At 66.2% G+C, this 15,440-nt stretch carries 10 protein-coding genes and 3 tRNA genes; 8 read left to right on the plus strand and 5 right to left on the minus strand.

The annotated features are described in order from the left end of the window. Nucleotides 1-22 precede the first annotated feature (22 nt). Both JS531_RS00425 and JS531_RS00430 read right to left on the minus strand, forming a co-directional pair. Nucleotides 23-913 (minus strand): transporter substrate-binding domain-containing protein, encoded by an 891-nt coding sequence (locus JS531_RS00425; protein WP_214311101.1) that lies wholly within the window; start codon nucleotides 911-913, stop codon nucleotides 23-25. A gap of 14 nt (nucleotides 914-927) precedes the next feature. Beyond that, entirely contained in the window at nucleotides 928-1,878 is a 951-nt protein-coding gene (locus JS531_RS00430) for a magnesium transporter CorA family protein (RefSeq protein ID WP_214311103.1), read from the minus strand. Nucleotides 1,879-2,104: 226 nt separating this feature from the next. Between JS531_RS00430 and JS531_RS00435 the strand changes: the two genes are divergently transcribed. Beyond that, nucleotides 2,105-3,337 (plus strand): class I SAM-dependent methyltransferase, encoded by a 1,233-nt coding sequence (locus JS531_RS00435; RefSeq protein ID WP_214311110.1) that lies wholly within the window; start codon nucleotides 2,105-2,107, stop codon nucleotides 3,335-3,337. Nucleotides 3,338-3,356: 19 nt separating this feature from the next. Here JS531_RS00435 and JS531_RS10880 read toward each other — a convergent pair whose 3' ends face one another. Both JS531_RS10880 and JS531_RS00445 read right to left on the minus strand, forming a co-directional pair. Further along, nucleotides 3,357-4,469, minus strand: a complete 1,113-nt coding sequence (locus JS531_RS10880) for a hypothetical protein (RefSeq protein WP_236034408.1) — start codon at nucleotides 4,467-4,469, stop codon at nucleotides 3,357-3,359. Nucleotides 4,470-4,598: 129 nt separating this feature from the next. After that, complete coding sequence (locus tag JS531_RS00445) at nucleotides 4,599-5,534, minus strand: DMT family transporter (RefSeq protein WP_214311118.1); 936 nt, start codon at nucleotides 5,532-5,534, stop codon at nucleotides 4,599-4,601. A gap of 315 nt (nucleotides 5,535-5,849) precedes the next feature. Here JS531_RS00445 and JS531_RS00450 point away from each other — a divergent pair, with 315 nt between their 5' ends. The 3 genes from JS531_RS00450 to JS531_RS00460 all read left to right on the plus strand — a co-directional run bounded on the left by JS531_RS00450 (nucleotide 5,850) and on the right by JS531_RS00460 (nucleotide 6,653). Further along, on the plus strand, nucleotides 5,850-6,254 hold the full coding sequence (locus JS531_RS00450) for a pyridoxamine 5'-phosphate oxidase family protein (protein WP_214311125.1): 405 nt from the start codon (nucleotides 5,850-5,852) through the stop codon (nucleotides 6,252-6,254). A 218-nt stretch (nucleotides 6,255-6,472) separates the two neighbouring features. Then, nucleotides 6,473-6,548, plus strand: a tRNA-Ala gene (locus JS531_RS00455). Between the two features lie 32 nt (nucleotides 6,549-6,580). Beyond that, nucleotides 6,581-6,653, plus strand: a tRNA-Ala gene (locus JS531_RS00460). A 574-nt stretch (nucleotides 6,654-7,227) separates the two neighbouring features. On the opposite strand, the gene JS531_RS00465 is transcribed toward JS531_RS00460, so the two are convergent. Further along, nucleotides 7,228-9,705, minus strand: coding sequence for a phosphoketolase (locus JS531_RS00465; RefSeq protein ID WP_214311127.1), 2,478 nt, complete (start codon nucleotides 9,703-9,705; stop codon nucleotides 7,228-7,230). 458 nt (nucleotides 9,706-10,163) lie between these two features. Between JS531_RS00465 and guaA the strand changes: the two genes are divergently transcribed. The 4 genes from guaA (at nucleotide 10,164) to JS531_RS00485 (ending at nucleotide 15,312) form a co-directional block, all read left to right on the plus strand. After that, on the plus strand, nucleotides 10,164-11,726 hold the full coding sequence (gene guaA / locus JS531_RS00470) for a glutamine-hydrolyzing GMP synthase (RefSeq protein WP_214311129.1): 1,563 nt from the start codon (nucleotides 10,164-10,166) through the stop codon (nucleotides 11,724-11,726). Between the two features lie 295 nt (nucleotides 11,727-12,021). Then, nucleotides 12,022-14,061 carry an acyltransferase family protein gene (locus JS531_RS00475; protein WP_214311136.1) on the plus strand — a complete coding sequence of 680 codons (2,040 nt, stop codon included), beginning with the start codon at nucleotides 12,022-12,024 and terminating at the stop codon, nucleotides 14,059-14,061. Nucleotides 14,062-14,168: 107 nt separating this feature from the next. Next, nucleotides 14,169-15,200, plus strand: a complete 1,032-nt coding sequence (locus tag JS531_RS00480; RefSeq protein ID WP_214311138.1) for a ribose-phosphate diphosphokinase — start codon at nucleotides 14,169-14,171, stop codon at nucleotides 15,198-15,200. 41 nt (nucleotides 15,201-15,241) lie between these two features. After that, nucleotides 15,242-15,312 (plus strand) — tRNA-Gln (locus JS531_RS00485). Nucleotides 15,313-15,440 lie beyond the last annotated feature (128 nt).

The raw sequence follows: 15,440 nt of genomic DNA on the forward strand, positions 1-15,440 counted from the left end.
GCCCGTCCATCCTATCCGACGGTCAGGAGGCGCGCCATCCGGTGGCGTCCGTCAGCCCGGCCAGCGCCTCCGCGTAGGTTCCGTCGGCGCGCATGTCGGCGATGGCGTCGGCGACGTCGTCGGCCAATGTCTCCGCCCCCGGGGCGACGGCCACCGCGTACCGCACGGTCCCGTAGGAGATGCCGGGCACGCGCGTCACGAGCGCCCGGCCCACGGCCCTGGCGAGCCCGGCGAGCACCACCGAATCCCCCGCCACGGCGTCCGCGGTGCCGATCATGAGGTCGGTGACGCATTGGGGATAGGTGTCCCGTTCGCGCACCCGGGCCTTCGGCTGTTCGGCGAGCAGCGCCTCGCGCGCGCCCGCGCCGGCGACCACGCACACGTTCCGGCCGGCGAGGGATCGCATGTCCCGGATCCCGTCCGCGTCCGGATGCGCCGCGTCGGCGTCGTCCCCGTCGCCGACGCGCGCCAGCAGGCCCTGCGCGACGGTGAGGTACGGTCCGGCGTAGGCGGGCGCGGAACCGTCGTCCTGAGTATCCTGTCCGTCGGGCATCGGCATGCCGGCGACGACCATGTCCACCGTGCCGTCGTCCAGCAGCGAGGCCCTGTCGGACGGTAGCACCTGCTTGAAGACGATCTGCTTGTTCGCATACCCGAGCCTGCCCGCCACGTAGCGGGCCACGTCAACCTCGAACCCGTCGTAGGATCCGTCGTGCCACAACGCGAGCCCGGGTTCGTCGGCGGCGACGCCGATCGCGATGGTGGGTCCCTCCGGCTGGGTGAAGGTGGAGGGGGCCTCGCCGCACGCCGCCAGCGGCATGACGCCCGCCGCGACGGCGAGCGCCGCGACGGCCCTGCGCAGGGCCCGTCCCGGGGCGTGGCGCATGGCGCGCGCCGTCGTCCGCTTCCCCATGCCCGTCATCCACGTCACTTGAACATGCGGGAGCGGGTGAGGAACCAGGTGACCACGGCGGACAGGGCTATGGACAGCACGATGATGATGGTGAACCCCCATGGGCTGCCGGTCAGCGGCATGCCGAGCATGCCCTCCTGGAAGTTCATGCCGTACATGGAGAAGATGAGCGTGGGGATGGACAGCGTGATGGAGATGATGGTGAAGATGCGCATCACGTTGTTCAGGTTGTTGGACACGATGGAGGCGAACGCGTCGGTCATGTTCGCGAGGACGCCGCTGTAGATGTTGGCCATCTCGATGGCCTGCTTGTTCTCGGTGATGACGTCGTCGAGCAGGTCCGCGTCGTCCGGGTACTGCTTGATGCGCTGCAGCGTGTTGAGCTTCTCCATCACGATCTCGTTCGATTTGAGGGACGTGGTGAAGTACACCAAGGTCTTGGAGAGCTCCATGAGCATCACGATCTCGCGGTTCTGCATGGAATGGCGGAGCTTGAGCTCGAGCTTGTCGCTCTCGCGGTCGATGATGCGCAGGTAGCGCAGGTACATGGTGGCGTTGCGGTACAGGATCTGCAGGATGAACCGCGAATGCATGTGCGTGTAGAAGTTGCGGATGGTGCCCTCCATGAACGGGTGGAGCACGGGCGTGTCCTGCATGCACACGGTGATGATGAGGTTCTCGGTGACGATGATCGACAACGGGATGGTCTCGTACCAGTCGCGGCCGCCGCGCTCCTCCACGGTGGGGATGTCCACGATGACCATCGTGTAGTCGTCCTCCACGTCCACGCGGGAGCGTTCCTCGTCATCCAGCGGGGCCCTGAGGTCGGCGAGGTCGATGCCGGTCTCCGAGGCGACGGTGGCGAGCTCCACGTCGGTCGGTTCGCTCAGGCACAGCCAGGAGCCGTTCTCCGGTTTGTCCACACGCTCCACCTGGCCGTTAATGGTGCTGAACATCCTCAACATCGTCTCTCACCCGCCTTTCGCATCCCACGTGGGAGGCTCCCGCCGTCCCGTTGCATGGGCGCCGGCGGACCCCGCGGACGCCCTGGCCCGGATCCTCGTCCGGCCAAACGTCGTCAAGTCTAGTCCCATGGCGGGGACTTGCGCCACCCCGCCGGCCCCGGCCACGGTGAATTCGCGGTGAACCGTCCGTGGCACCGGCCCACGGCGCGGACCGTAGAATGGCAGGATGATGATTTCCGATTCGACGCGTGCGTTCGTCGCCGCGCACCGCCACGACGACGTCCGCGACCTGGCCCTGCACGCACGGCGCGACGCCGACGTGGACATGCCGATGGCGCTGGACCAGATCGCCGGATGGCGGACGGCGTCGCGCAAGCTGCCGGAGTGGGCGGCATGCGACGATGTGCTCTACCCGCCGCACCTGTCGATGGAGCAGTGCTCGTCCCAGTTCACCGCGCGCTACAAGGAGGCGCTGGCCCGCCGGATCGTCGCCCCGGAGGCGGGCGCGGAAGGGCCGGCCGGCGTGCTGGTGGATCTCACCGGAGGCTTCGGCGTGGACTGCTCGTACATGTCGCGGGCGTTCACCCGCGCCGTCTATGTGGAGCGACAGCCGCACCTGTGCGCGCTGGCCCGCCACAACATGGCCGCGTTGGGGCTTGGCCATGTGGACGTGGTGCAGGCGGACGCGTCCAACTACGTGGCGTCCATGGATCGGGCGGACATGGTCTTCATCGACCCCGCACGCCGCGACGGGCACGGCGGACGCACCTACGCCATCGCCGACTGCACGCCGGACGTGCTGGGCATGCTGGACGCGATCCTCGCCGTCACGCCGCATCTCATGGTCAAGCTCTCCCCCATGCTCGACTGGCGCAAGACGGTGGAGGATTTCCGGGGGCACGTGGAGCAGGTGCATCTGGTATCCACGGGCAACGAATGCAAGGAGCTGTTGCTCGTCGTGGGACGGGGGACGTGCGACGACCCGCTGCTCGTGTGCGTGAACGACGACCAGCGGCTGGAATGCCACGCGTCCGAGACAGACGGCAGGTCCGGGCCGGACGCGGCGACCGTCACGGGCGACGGGGACGGCGTCCCGGCGCGGACATACCTGTTCGAACCGAACGCCTCGGTCATGAAGGCAGGATGCTTCAGCCTGCTCGAGGAGCGCTTCGACGTGCACGCCGTGGGCCGCAACAGCCATCTGTTCCTCGCCGGCCATGACGTCGCCGGGTTCCCGGGACGGCGTTTCGTGGTGGAGAGGACCTCCACGATGGGGAGGAAGGAGCTGCGCGCGGCGCTGTCCGACCTCACGCACGCGAACATCGCCGTGCGCAACTTCCCCATGTCCGTGGAGGCGCTGCGGCGCAGGCTGAAGCTCAAGGACGGCGGGGACGCCTACCTGTTCGCCACGACGGACCACACGGGACGGCATATCGTCATCCGCGCCGTCAAGGCGTGACGCCCCGATCCCGCGCCGTTCACTCGCCCGAGGAACCGGTGCCGGACGAGGAGCCGGACGAATCCGTCGAACCCGACGAAGACCCGGTCGACGAATCCGTGGAGCCCGTCGAACCGGAACCGGTGGAACCGGACGAGGAGGAACCCGTCGACGAATCCGTGGAGCCCGTCGAACCGGAACCGGTGGAACCGGACGAGGAGGAACCCGACGAACCGGACGAGGACGAACCGGACGAACCGGACGACGAGCCCGTCGAACCGGAACCGGTGGAATCGGACGTCGAGCCGGACGAAGAGGTGCCGGAGGACGTCGAACCGGACTGGGAGGAGCCGGAGGACTCCTTGTCCTTGCCGGTGGATCCGGTGCCGTAATCGTATCCGTCGTCGGAGGTCTCCGGCTTGGACGGGGCCTTCGGCGTCGTGGAGCCGTCGCCGCCCGTGGTGGTCTGCGTCGTGGTGGTGCGGTTCAGCGTGTCCTTCACCACGGTGTCGGTGCCGTTGCCGTTGGTGAACAGCAGCACCAGGCCGGCGGCGAACGCCACGCCGAGCAGGCCGGACACCACGGAGACGATGATGGCCATATGCTTGGGGCTGATGCGGCGCCGGCGCTCCTTGCGGATCGAATCCACGGTGTAGGCGGTGGTGTTGGTGCGGGGCAGCATATCCTCCCCGCTGCGCACGTCGCGCGAACCGATGGTGCGCGGCGCGGCCACGTGGGGCAGCCGTCCGATCTGCGTGGCCTCCGGGTCGACGTCGTCGCCCGTGGGAGCGGCGGACGTGTCCGCGGCGCCCGGACGAGGCGGCAACGGGACCGGCCCCACGGCGGACGCCGCCGCGGACGATTCGGCGGAGGCGGGAGCCTCGTCATCCGAGGCGGCCCCCTCCCCGTCTTCGGACGCCGCACCCGCGTCGCCGTCGCCGGACAGCGGGTTCACGGACTGCAGTTTCTCCCCGGACGCCTTGAGGACGTTCTGGTAGACGTTCGCCGCGACCGTGGAGATGACATAGCTGGCCGCCGCGCCGATCACCGAGCCGGCGACGCCGATCTTCGCGGACAACAGGAACGAGGTGACCGCCGCCAGCGAACCTGCGACGATCTGGGAGACGGAAAGACCTTTGAGAAACTTCATCATCGTCGAAGATAACCGTTTTGGCTGGACGCGCGCCGAAGCTTTCCGCAAAGGTGCAGAATGCCCACACGGTCATGGCGAAATCTCCACACATCGCATCCTTAAGGGACGTCCGGACGCTTCCCCACGCATTCAGTTGCGGTGGAGCGAATGCCTCGTGGGATGCACCACGGACAGCAGCACGGCCGCGAAGATGAGCGCGAAGCCCACCAGGGAGCTCCATGTGATGCGCTCACCCCAGAACAGCGCGGAGAAGGACACGGCGAACAGGCTCTCCGTGCACATGATGATCGACGCCTGCGAGGGCGGGACATGCGCGAGCCCGATGTTCTGCATGATCTGCGCGGCCATCGTGGCCCCCAGGAACAGGTAGCAGACGCTGGCCACCACCTGTGGCGCCAGCCAGGAGGCGTCCGGCGTCGGCTCCGTGAACGCGGCGCCGACGAGGAAGAGCACGCCGGCCACGGCGAACTGCACGAACGTCACCGCGATCGGATCGAACCGCTTCGTGTACACGCCCAGACAGGTGAGGTTGAACGAGAAGACCACGGCGGTGCCGATTGTCAACCAGTCGCCGACGGACAGGGACAGCCCCATCCCGCTCTTCAACGAGACGAACCCCACGCCCACGAGGCAGATCACGCCCGCCACCAGGTTCACGGCGCGCGGACGCACCTTCGCCACGATCCACGAGGCGAACGGGGTGAGTACGCAGTAGGCGGCCGTGAGGAACGCGCTGCGCCCCGGGTCGATGGTCTTCAGACCGATCGTCTGCGTGACCATCGTCCCCCAATAGGTGACGCCCACCACCAGCGCGGGGACCACGATGCCCCGATGGAGCGCAGGCAGGATGTGCCGATGGAACAGCGCGAGCATGCATGTGCAGGCGCCGAACATGCGCAGGCCCATGAGCCACTGCGGCGGAATCGCCTCCATCGCCACCTTGGCGAGCAGGTAGCTGCCGCCCCACAGCGCGGCGCAGGCGAGCAGCATGAGACGGGCGAGGTTCGGCGGGAAGGAGCGCGACCATCGGGAACGCAACGTCCCGAACCATCCGCGCACATCCATGGGCCATCACCTCGCAATCGTCGCCGGACCGGCGTCCGGCATCGTTACCACGATACGGCCCGACCGGCGCGCGACATGCGGCATACGGCGCCGATCGGCATGCACGGAACGGACGGGACCGAACGAATGGAACCGAAGGACGGGGCGGACCGACGGGACGGAAGGACGGAGCGGATCGGCGGGACACCGCGGGACAAGGACACCGCGGGACAAGGTGAGCATGCTCACAGCGAATCCGGCGCGGGCCCGGCGCACGTCCCCGGCCGATTGGGTAATGTGGAACCGGATACCCCATCGTATGGAAAGGACACCGATATGGCAACGATTACCGCGGAAATGAAGGAATTCATCGAGAACAACCTGGGTTGGATCTCCACCGTCTCCAAGGACGGCCAGCTGGACCTCGGCCCGAAGATGAGCCTGTTCGTGCTGGACGACAACCACATCGCCTACCATGAGCGCACCGCCGGCCAGGCCTACGAGAACCTCAAGGACGGCTCCCCGCTGGTCATCGCGTTCGCGAACCTCGCCGAGAAGAAGGGCTACCGCTTCCGCGGCACCGTCACCCTGCACTCCGACGACGCCATCTACGAGGAGCAGGTGAAGGTCGCCGAGGAGAAGGGCACCAAGAAGCCGGCGGTGATCCCGGTCCTCGAGGTCACCGAGATCCAGAACCTCGCCTCCGGCCCGACCGCCGGCAAGACCATCACCAAGGACTGACGCCTAAGCGAAGACGCCGAATCTCCCGCGACCTGAGGCCGGGAACCATGCCGTCCCGCGACGGCATGGTTCCCGGCCTTCGTCATGGCCGTTGCGAAAGACGGCGGAATGGCGACGACGAAAATGGCGGAATTCCGCGCGACATGCCGTAGTTGCATGATTCGGCAGCTCGTCGTAATGTATACGAGGCTCAAAAAGCGGCCACAACAAATGAATACGGGGCTATAGCGCAGCTGGTAGCGCATCTCCATGGCATGGAGAGGGTCGGGGGTTCGAATCCCCCTAGCTCCACCAGGCATCCGAATGGTTGCCGAATAACAGAATACGGGGCTATAGCGCAGCTGGTAGCGCATCTCCATGGCATGGAGAGGGTCGGGGGTTCGAATCCCCCTAGCTCCACGAACGGCAAGACCCGTGTGATTCCATTGCATGGGTCTTTTTCGTATCTTTTCGAAAGAACAATAGGCACCAGGGACATCTCCCAGCGGCAGTTACGTCCGTTCCTATAGAATCGGACGCCACACGGTCCCGATTCCTAGGCGAGCCGTCCGTTCCTATAGAAACGGACGTATGCACTGCCTACAGGCACCCTCAAACGTCCGTTCCTATAGAATCGGACGCCACACGGTCCCGATTCCTAAGCGATACGTCCGTTCCTATAGAATCGGACGCCACACGGTCCCGATTCCTAAGCGATACGTCCGTTCCTATAGAAACGGACGTATGCACCGCCAACTGGCACCCTCAAACGTCCGTTCCTATAGAATCGGACGCCACACGGCATCATTCCCACGCGGAACGCGCTTGGGCCCTTCGCCGCCGTGTCTCAACCGCCACCGTGTCTCAGCTATCTTGCGTACACCTGCTTGAGATATGCGTCAAAGCATGCGAAAGGGGCCCGGGAATCGCTTCCCGGGCCCCTTGGGCTGCAATCATCCTCTCAGAGGACGATCACACCTCGTGATCAGACGAATCACTCGTTGTCGCCGGCGGTGGCGGCGGTAGCGGTGATGGCGCCCTTCTCGGAGGTGTTCAGGCCGGAGTACACCCAGTCGGTGTAGTCCGGGTGATCGTAGCCGTTGTCGACCGCGAACTGGAAGGCTTCCTGGCGGAAGGCCTCAAGCTCGTTGATCTTGTCGGCGTACTTGTCGGCGTCGATCATGCGCAGGGCCTCGGCGGTCAGCTCGTAGCGATCGATCTCGTTCACGCGGACCATGTCGTACGGGGTGGTGGTGGAGCCCTCCTCCTCGTAGCCGTGGACGTTGAAGTTGTCGTGGTTCGGGCGATCGTAGATCAGACCACGCACGTCGTGCGCGTAGGAGTGGTACGCGAACAGCACCGGCTTGTCGGCGGTGAAGATGTCGGCGAACTCCTCGTCGGAGAGGGCCTCGTCGTTCTCCTTGGCGGACTGCAGAGCGAGCAGGTCAACCACGTTGACGACCTTGAACTTGATGCCCATGGCCTTCAGCTTGTCAGAGGCGGCCATGATCTCCTGGGTCGGGACATCGCCGGCGGCGGCAAGCACGATCTCGGCCTCATCGTTGGACTTCGCGGTGGAGGCCCAATCCCAGGCGGCGGCACCCTTCTCGAGCTCGGCGCGAGCCTCGTCGAGGGACAGCCAGGTGGCGGCCGGCTGCTTGCCGGCGATGATGGCGTTGATCTTGTTGGTGGACTTGTAGCACTTCTCGGCGATGGCCAGCAGCATGTTCGCGTCGGTGGCGAAGTAGATGCCGATGACGTGATCGTTGTGGAAGCACTTGTTCAGCAGCAGGGAGGTGACACCCGGATCCTGGTGCGAGAAGCCGTTGTGGTCCTGGCGCCAGACGTGGGAGGAGACCAGCAGGTTCATGGACGCGATCGGCTTGCGCCACGGGATCTCACGAACGGTGGCCTCGAGCCACTTGGCGTGCTGGTTGAGCATGGAGTCGATCACGTGGACGAAGGACTCGTAGGAGCTCCAGATGCCGTGACGGCCGGTCAGGAGGTAGCCCTCGAGGAAGCCTTCCATCTGGTGCTCGGACAGCTGCTCGACGACCTGGCCGGAGACGTGCATGTGCTCGTCGACCTCATCGGAGATGTAGCCGGCGTCCCACTGCTTGTTGGTGACCTCGTAGGAGGCCTGCAGACGGTTGGAGGCGGTCTCATCCGGTCCGAAGATGCGGAAGTCGTGCGGGTTGTTCTTGATGATGTCGCGGGTGTAGACGCCGAGACGACGGGTGGCCTCGAGCTGGCCCCAGCCGTGGCCGTACTTCTCGACTTCCTTGACGGCGTAGTCCTCGAGGTTCGGGAGCTTCAGGTCGTCGCGGATCACACCGCCGTTGGCGTTCGGGTTGGCGCCGATGCGCAGCTCACCCTTCGGCATGAAGGCGAGGACGTCGTCCTTGACGGCGCCGTTCTCGTCGAACAGCTCCTCCGGCTTGTAGGACTCGAGCCAGTTCTTGAGGACCTCGAAGTGGGCCTCGGTGTCGCGGGCGGAGGCCAGCGGCACCTGGTGGGAACGCCAGGAGCCCTCGGTCTTCTTGCCGTCGATGTACTTCGGGCAGGTCCAGCCCTTCGGGGTGCGGAAGATGATCATCGGGTAGAACGGACGGTGCACGTTGTCCGTGTTGGCGGTCGCCTTGATGTCGCAGATCTCGTCCCAGATGGACTCGAACAGGTCGGCGAAGCGACGGTGGATGGACATGTGGTCCTCATCGTCGAAGCCGGCGACGAACTCGTACGGCTCGTAGCCCATGCCGTGGAAGAACTCGTGGAGCTCCTCGTCGGAGATGCGGGACAGGATGGTCGGGTTGGCGATCTTGTAGCCGTTGAGGTGCAGGATCGGCAGCACGATGCCGTCGGTGCGCGGGTTCACGAGCTTGTTGGACTGCCAGCCGGTGGCCAGCGGGCCGGTCTCGGCCTCACCGTCGCCGACGATGGCCGGGACGAAGAGGGACGGGTTGTCCATGATGGCGCCGTAGGCGTGGGACAGGGCGTAGCCGAGCTCGCCACCCTCGTGGATGGAGCCCGGGGTCTCCGGAGCGAAGTGGGACGGGATGCCGCCCGGGTAGGAGAACTGGCGGAAGAACTTCTGAAGACCAGCCTCGTCCTTGGTGATCTTCGGGAAGGTCTCGGTGTAGGTGCCGTCCAGGTAGGACTGCGAGGTGCCGGCCGGGCCGCCGTGGCCCGGGCCCATGATGATCACGGTGTTCTGGCCGTGGTCGGCGATGAAGCGGTTGATGTGGCCGATCAGGAAGTTCAGGCCCGGGGTGGTGCCCCAGTGGCCGACCAGACGGTGCTTGACGTCCTCGCGGGTGAAGGGCTCCTTCATCAGCGGGTTGCTACGCAGGTAGATCTGGCCGATGGAGAGGTAGTTGGCAACGCGCCAGTACTTGTCAACGCCTTCGAGGGCCTCCTCGGAAACCGGAGCGTTCAGCTTCTTCCAGGGGGTGCCAATAACAGGACTCGTCATGTGTACTCCTGTACTCCTGCACACGATCGGGGGATCGCGCGCGATTGATTATTTCTGTTTCGGTCGCGAGGCCCCATAACCTTGCGGTTACGCGGTTTCCCGCTCCCAATCACTCGATATGGTACGAGGACAACGCGACTTTTGAACGATTTCTTGCGAGTATGTTCGGAAATGTTGCAAAAATTGCTGGTTTTGTGTGAATTCGCCGGCCGATTGTGCGCATCCCTTTTTTGACGACAAGACATGAAAACGTTGGAATACGGCCGGATAGGCCGCGTCAACCGGATGCGGCCACGTTCGTTTCATTGTGTTCGCTCCCGGCGTGTTGGTGGGGTCACCCGGCGTTGTTTGTTCGTTTTCCGCACATGAATTTGGCCATATGGCCTTGTCTGGCTCGACGGCGATAATCGTCACGACACCACCCAAGTTACATCACGATAAACGTTAGGGGAATTTCCATGGCAACAGGTCCTGTGCTCGTCGTCGATTTCGGCGCCCAGTACGCCCAGCTCATCGCCCGTCGCGTGCGTGAGGCCAACGTCTATTCCGAACTCGTGCCCCACTCCATGCCGGTCGACGAGATGCTGGCCAAGGATCCGAAGGCGATCATCCTCTCCGGCGGCCCGGCCTCCGTGTTCGAGCCCGGCGCCCCGCGAGTCGACCCGAAGCTGTTCGAGGCCGGCGTCCCGGTGCTCGGCATCTGCTACGGCTTCCAGGCCATGGCCTACGCCCTCGGCGCCGACGTCGACAAGGCCGCCCTCGGCGAATACGGCAAGACCGAGACCGTCATCGACTCGGCCGAAGGCATCCTCGCCGGCTCCCCCGCCGAGCAGAGCACGTGGATGAGCCACGGCGTCGCCGTCAAGACCGCGCCCGAGGGCTTCAAGGTCCTCGCCCACACCGAGGGCGCCCCCGTCGCCGCGATGGAGGACGAGTCCCGCAGGCTGTACGGCGTGCAGTGGCACCCCGAGGTCAAGCACACCCCGCTCGGCCAGAAGCTCATCGAGACGTTCCTCCACGACTGCGCCGGCCTCGGCTCCGACTGGGATGCCTCCTCCATCATCGACGACCAGGTCAGGAAGATCCGCGAGCAGGTCGGCGACGCCGAGGTCATCTGCGGCCTGTCCGGCGGCGTGGACTCCGCCGTCGCCGCGGCCCTCGTCCACAAGGCCGTCGGCGACCAGCTCACCTGCGTGTTCGTCGACCACGGTCTCCTGAGGAAGGGCGAGGTCGAGCAGGTCAAGCACGATTTCGTCGAGGCCACCGGCATCCGCCTGATCACCGTCGACGCCGCCGACGACTTCCTCGACGCCTTGAAGGGCGTCTCCGAGCCGGAGCGCAAGCGCAAGATCATCGGCGAGAAGTTCATCCGCACCTTCGAGAAGGCCCAACGCCAGGTCCTCGAGGAGGCAGGCGCCCGTGGCAAGGAGGTGAAGTTCCTCGTGCAGGGCACGCTCTACCCCGACGTCGTCGAGTCCGGCGGCGGCGACGGCGCGGCCAACATCAAGAGCCACCACAACGTGGGAGGCCTGCCCAAGGACATCAAGTTCCAGCTCGTCGAGCCGCTGCGCACCCTGTTCAAGGATGAGGTGCGCGCCATCGGCACCGAGCTCGGCCTGCCCGACGAGATCGTCTGGCGCCAGCCGTTCCCGGGCCCGGGCCTCGGCATCCGCATCGTCGGCGAAATCACCCGCGAGCGCCTCGACGTGCTGCGCGAGGCGGACGCCATCGCCCGCGAGGAGCTCACCAAGGCCGGCCTCGACCGCGACATCTGGCAGTGCCCCGTCGTGCTCCTCGCCGACGTCCACTCGGTGGGCGTCCAGGGCGACGAACGCACCTACGGCTCCCCCATCGTGCTGCGCCCGGTCAGCTCCGAGGACGCCATGACCGCCGACTGGTCGCGCGTCCCCTATGACGTACTCGCCACGATCTCCACCCGCATCACCAACGAGTGCCGTCAGATCAACCGCGTGGTGCTCGACTGCACCTCCAAGCCGCCGGCCACCATCGAATGGGAGTGATGCGGGCGGCGGTCTCCGCGCGCATCATCCGACCATCCGGATCCGGTCTCTGACCTGACCGAAAGGGCATCCCGCAGCCGCACGGGATGCCCTTTCGTCGTTCTCCGCCGCTCACCGTCCTGCGGACCCGGGAAGCCGACCCGCGACACGGACACCCCCGAGCCATGCACCCTCCGAGCCGGAGGCTCCCGTGGGACGCCGCCACTTCGAGGGTCGTTGGTACACTCTTCCCCCGTCCGTCCCATTCCGGGAACGGGCGAAGAGAGAGAAGTCTGAGCAGTAAGCGGTATCGGAAGTGGCTGTAACGAAACAACGCCGTCGCTATGTGGGCCTGGACGGCATCAAGGGGTTCGCGCTCATCGCGATCATCATCTACCATTGCGCGCAGTCGGCGATGCCCGGCGGCTTCTACGGCGTCGACGTGTTCTTCACCGTGTCCGGGTTCCTCATCGCGCTGAGCCTGTTCCGTTCGTTGGAACGCACGGGAGGCCCCGATCTGGCGCGGTACATCCCGCGTCGCGCCGCGCGCCTCTATCCGGCCCTCATCATGTTGGTGCCCGCGGTGGTCACCCTCGCCTGGATGACCGACCGCGACGCGCTCGTCGGCATCCGCGACCAGGTCGTCACCACGCTGCTCGGCTGCTACAACTGGTACGCCATCGTCAACGGCCAGGACTACTTCAACCAGATGAACCCGCAGATCCTGCGTCACCTGTGGTTCGTGGGCGTGCTCATGCAGTTCTACGTCGTCGTGCCGCTCATCGCCTGGCTCATGTGGCGCATCCGCCGCACCCATCTGTCCGCCGTCATCCCCTTGGGGCTCGCCGCCGCGAGCGGCTGGGCCATGTGGACGCTCTACGCTTCCAAGGCCGACGCCACCCGCGTCTACTTCGGCGCCGACACGCACGCCGTGGGCCTGCTGCTCGGCGTCGCGCTCGCATGGTTCGTCGCCGCACCCCATTCCGGTCCGCGCAGGACGCGTACGGCGGGCGTGGACGCCGCCCCCGCCGTCCCGTCTCCCGCGTCCGCTCCGGTACCGATGCCGGCCATGCGGGATGTGCCGTCGTTCGGCAACGTCCCGGCTCCCGTTCCGCTGCCCGCGACGACCATGCCGCCGTCGGTTTCCCCCATGTCCCGTCGGATGCTACGAACCGCACACTCGGATGCGGTGAACGCGCGCCCGTCCGATGCGTCGCTGCCGTCCAGGCTGGCCGCCGCCGCGGCCCCGACCGTCGCGTTCGTCGCCCTCGTGGCCCTGGGCTTCATGGCGGCGCTCGGACGTCAGGACGCCACCGCGTTCCACGGGGGCATCATCCTCGCCAGCGTGCTGTCCGTGGCGCTCATCGCCGGCACCATCGCCCCCGGCTCGTGGATGCGCGACCTCATGGTGTTCAAGCCGCTCGCCGCGCTCGGCAAATACTCGTACGGCGTGTACCTGTGGCATTGGCCGCTGTGGATCCTCGTCACCGCGGAGCTTCCCCGGCTCGTCCCCGGCGCCGACCGCCGATGGATTCTCGTGGCCACGCTGGCGCTCACCGCGTGTGCCGCAACGCTCTCCTGGCTGCTGGTCGAGAAGCCCGCCGCCCGGCATTCGTCCCTGTTCGTCGTCTTCCCGCATCCCCATCCCACGGCCGCGCACGTCCTGCGCGCCATGGTGGTCGACATCATCCTCATCGCGGTGGTCTCCGGCTGCGTGGTCGGCGTGACGAACGCCCCGGAGAAGACCTCCACGCAGATCCAGCTGGAGGAGCAGGCGCGCGAGCTCGCCCGCATGGAGCGCGAGGCGCGTCTCAACGGCGAGCTGCCGCGCAACGCGGTGCCGCAGCCCCGCCGGACGCGTCAGATGCCCACCGGCGATCAGATCACCGCCATCGGCGATTCCGTGATGCTCGCCTCCTCCGGCGGCCTGAACTCCGTCTTCCCCGGCATCAGCATCGACGCCTCGGTGTCCCGGTCCATCATGGTGGCCCCGGGCATCATGCGCACGGCCATGGACGCCGGGACCATGCGGCAATGGGTGATCATCGGTCTGGGCACCAACTCGGAGATGACCACCGCGCAGCTGCAGCGGGTCTACGAGCTCATCGGCCCCGACCAGATGCTCGTGCTCGTGAACGCGCACGGCGAACGCGCCTGGATCCCCGGCACGAACAAGGTCATGGCCGATTTCGCCGCAGCGCATCCGGACAACGTGCTGCTCGTCGACTGGGACTCCGCGGCCAAGGCGAACCCCGGCGTGTTCGGTTCGGACGGCATCCATCCGAACAAGGGCAGCGACCTGTACGCGCAGACCATCAAGGCGGCCATCGAGCGCTGGGTGGGAGCCGCGGACTGACGTCGCTGTGCGCCTTCTCCCCCTGCGGACGGTCCGCCGACGCCCGGCCCGTCCGCAGGTCGGCGAGACACATTACACTGAAGGCGACAACCGGACAATCACAACGCATGGGAGATACGGTGAGCGCAATCCTCGAAGGAAAGCCAGACAAGAACCTCATTCTCGTCACTGGAAGGATTCATCCGAAACTCGCGCAGGACGTCGCCGACCAGCTCGGCATCGACGTGCTCGAGACCACCGCATACGATTTCGCCAACGGCGAGATGTACGTGCGCTACACCGAATCGGTGCGCGGCGCCGACGTGTTCGTGCTGCAGAGCCACTACAAGCCCATCAACAAGGCCATCATGGAGCAGCTCATCATGATCGACGCGCTCAAGCGCGCCTCCGCCCGCTCCATCACCGCCGTCTGCCCGCTCCTCGGCTACTCCCGCCAGGACAAGAAGCACCGCGGCCGCGAGCCCATCTCCTGCCGTCTCGTCTTCGACCTGCTCAAGACCGCCGGCGCGGACCGCATCATGTCCGTCGACCTGCACGCCGCCCAGTCCCAGGGCTTCTTCGACGGCCCGGTCGACCATCTCATCGCGATGCCGGTGCTCGTCGACTACATCCGCGACCGCTTCCAGGGCCATCTGGACAACGTGGCGGTCGTCTCCCCGGACGCCGGCCGCATCCGCGTGGCCGAGCAGTGGGCACAGCGCCTCGGCGGCGGCCCGCTCGCGTTCGTGCACAAGACGCGCGACATCACCCGTCCGAACCAGGCGGTCGCCAACCGCGTCGTCGGCGACGTCAAGGGCAAGGACTGCGTGCTCGTCGACGACCTCATCGACACCGCAGGCACCATTGTCGGCGCCTGCAACGTGCTCAAGGAGGCCGGCGCCAACTCCGTCACCGTGGTCGCCACGCACGGCGTGCTCTCCGGTCCCGCCGTCGACCGTCTCAAGGAGTGCGGCGCGCGCGAGGTGGTCCTCACCGACACCGTGCCGATTCCGGAGGAGAAGCGTTGGGACGGCCTGACCGTCCTGTCGATCGCGCCGCTGCTGGCCAGCGCCATCCGCGCCGTGTTCGAGGACGGCTCCGTGGCCGAGCTGTTCGAGACGTACCCCGAGCACCATGGGCAGGGTTTCCTTTTCGCCTGACCTTATGGTATAAATGAACACTTGGCGGTGGAAGCCGCCGCTCCCCCATGGTGTAATGGCAGCACACGGGCCTTTGGAACCCTTTGTCTTGGTTCGAATCCAGGTGGGGGAACACGCCATTCCGCCCTCGCGCACGGTCCTCCGTCACGGGGGCGGAACCATTGACGGCCGTCCGGCACATCCCGGCGGCCGTCTATTGTTAGTCGCGTGGAAACGCGAACAACCAACGCCAGTGAAGGG

It is taken from the genome of Bifidobacterium sp. CP2, from assembly GCF_018555635.1.
Taxonomy (GTDB): Bacteria; Actinomycetota; Actinomycetes; order Actinomycetales; family Bifidobacteriaceae; genus Bifidobacterium; species Bifidobacterium saguinibicoloris.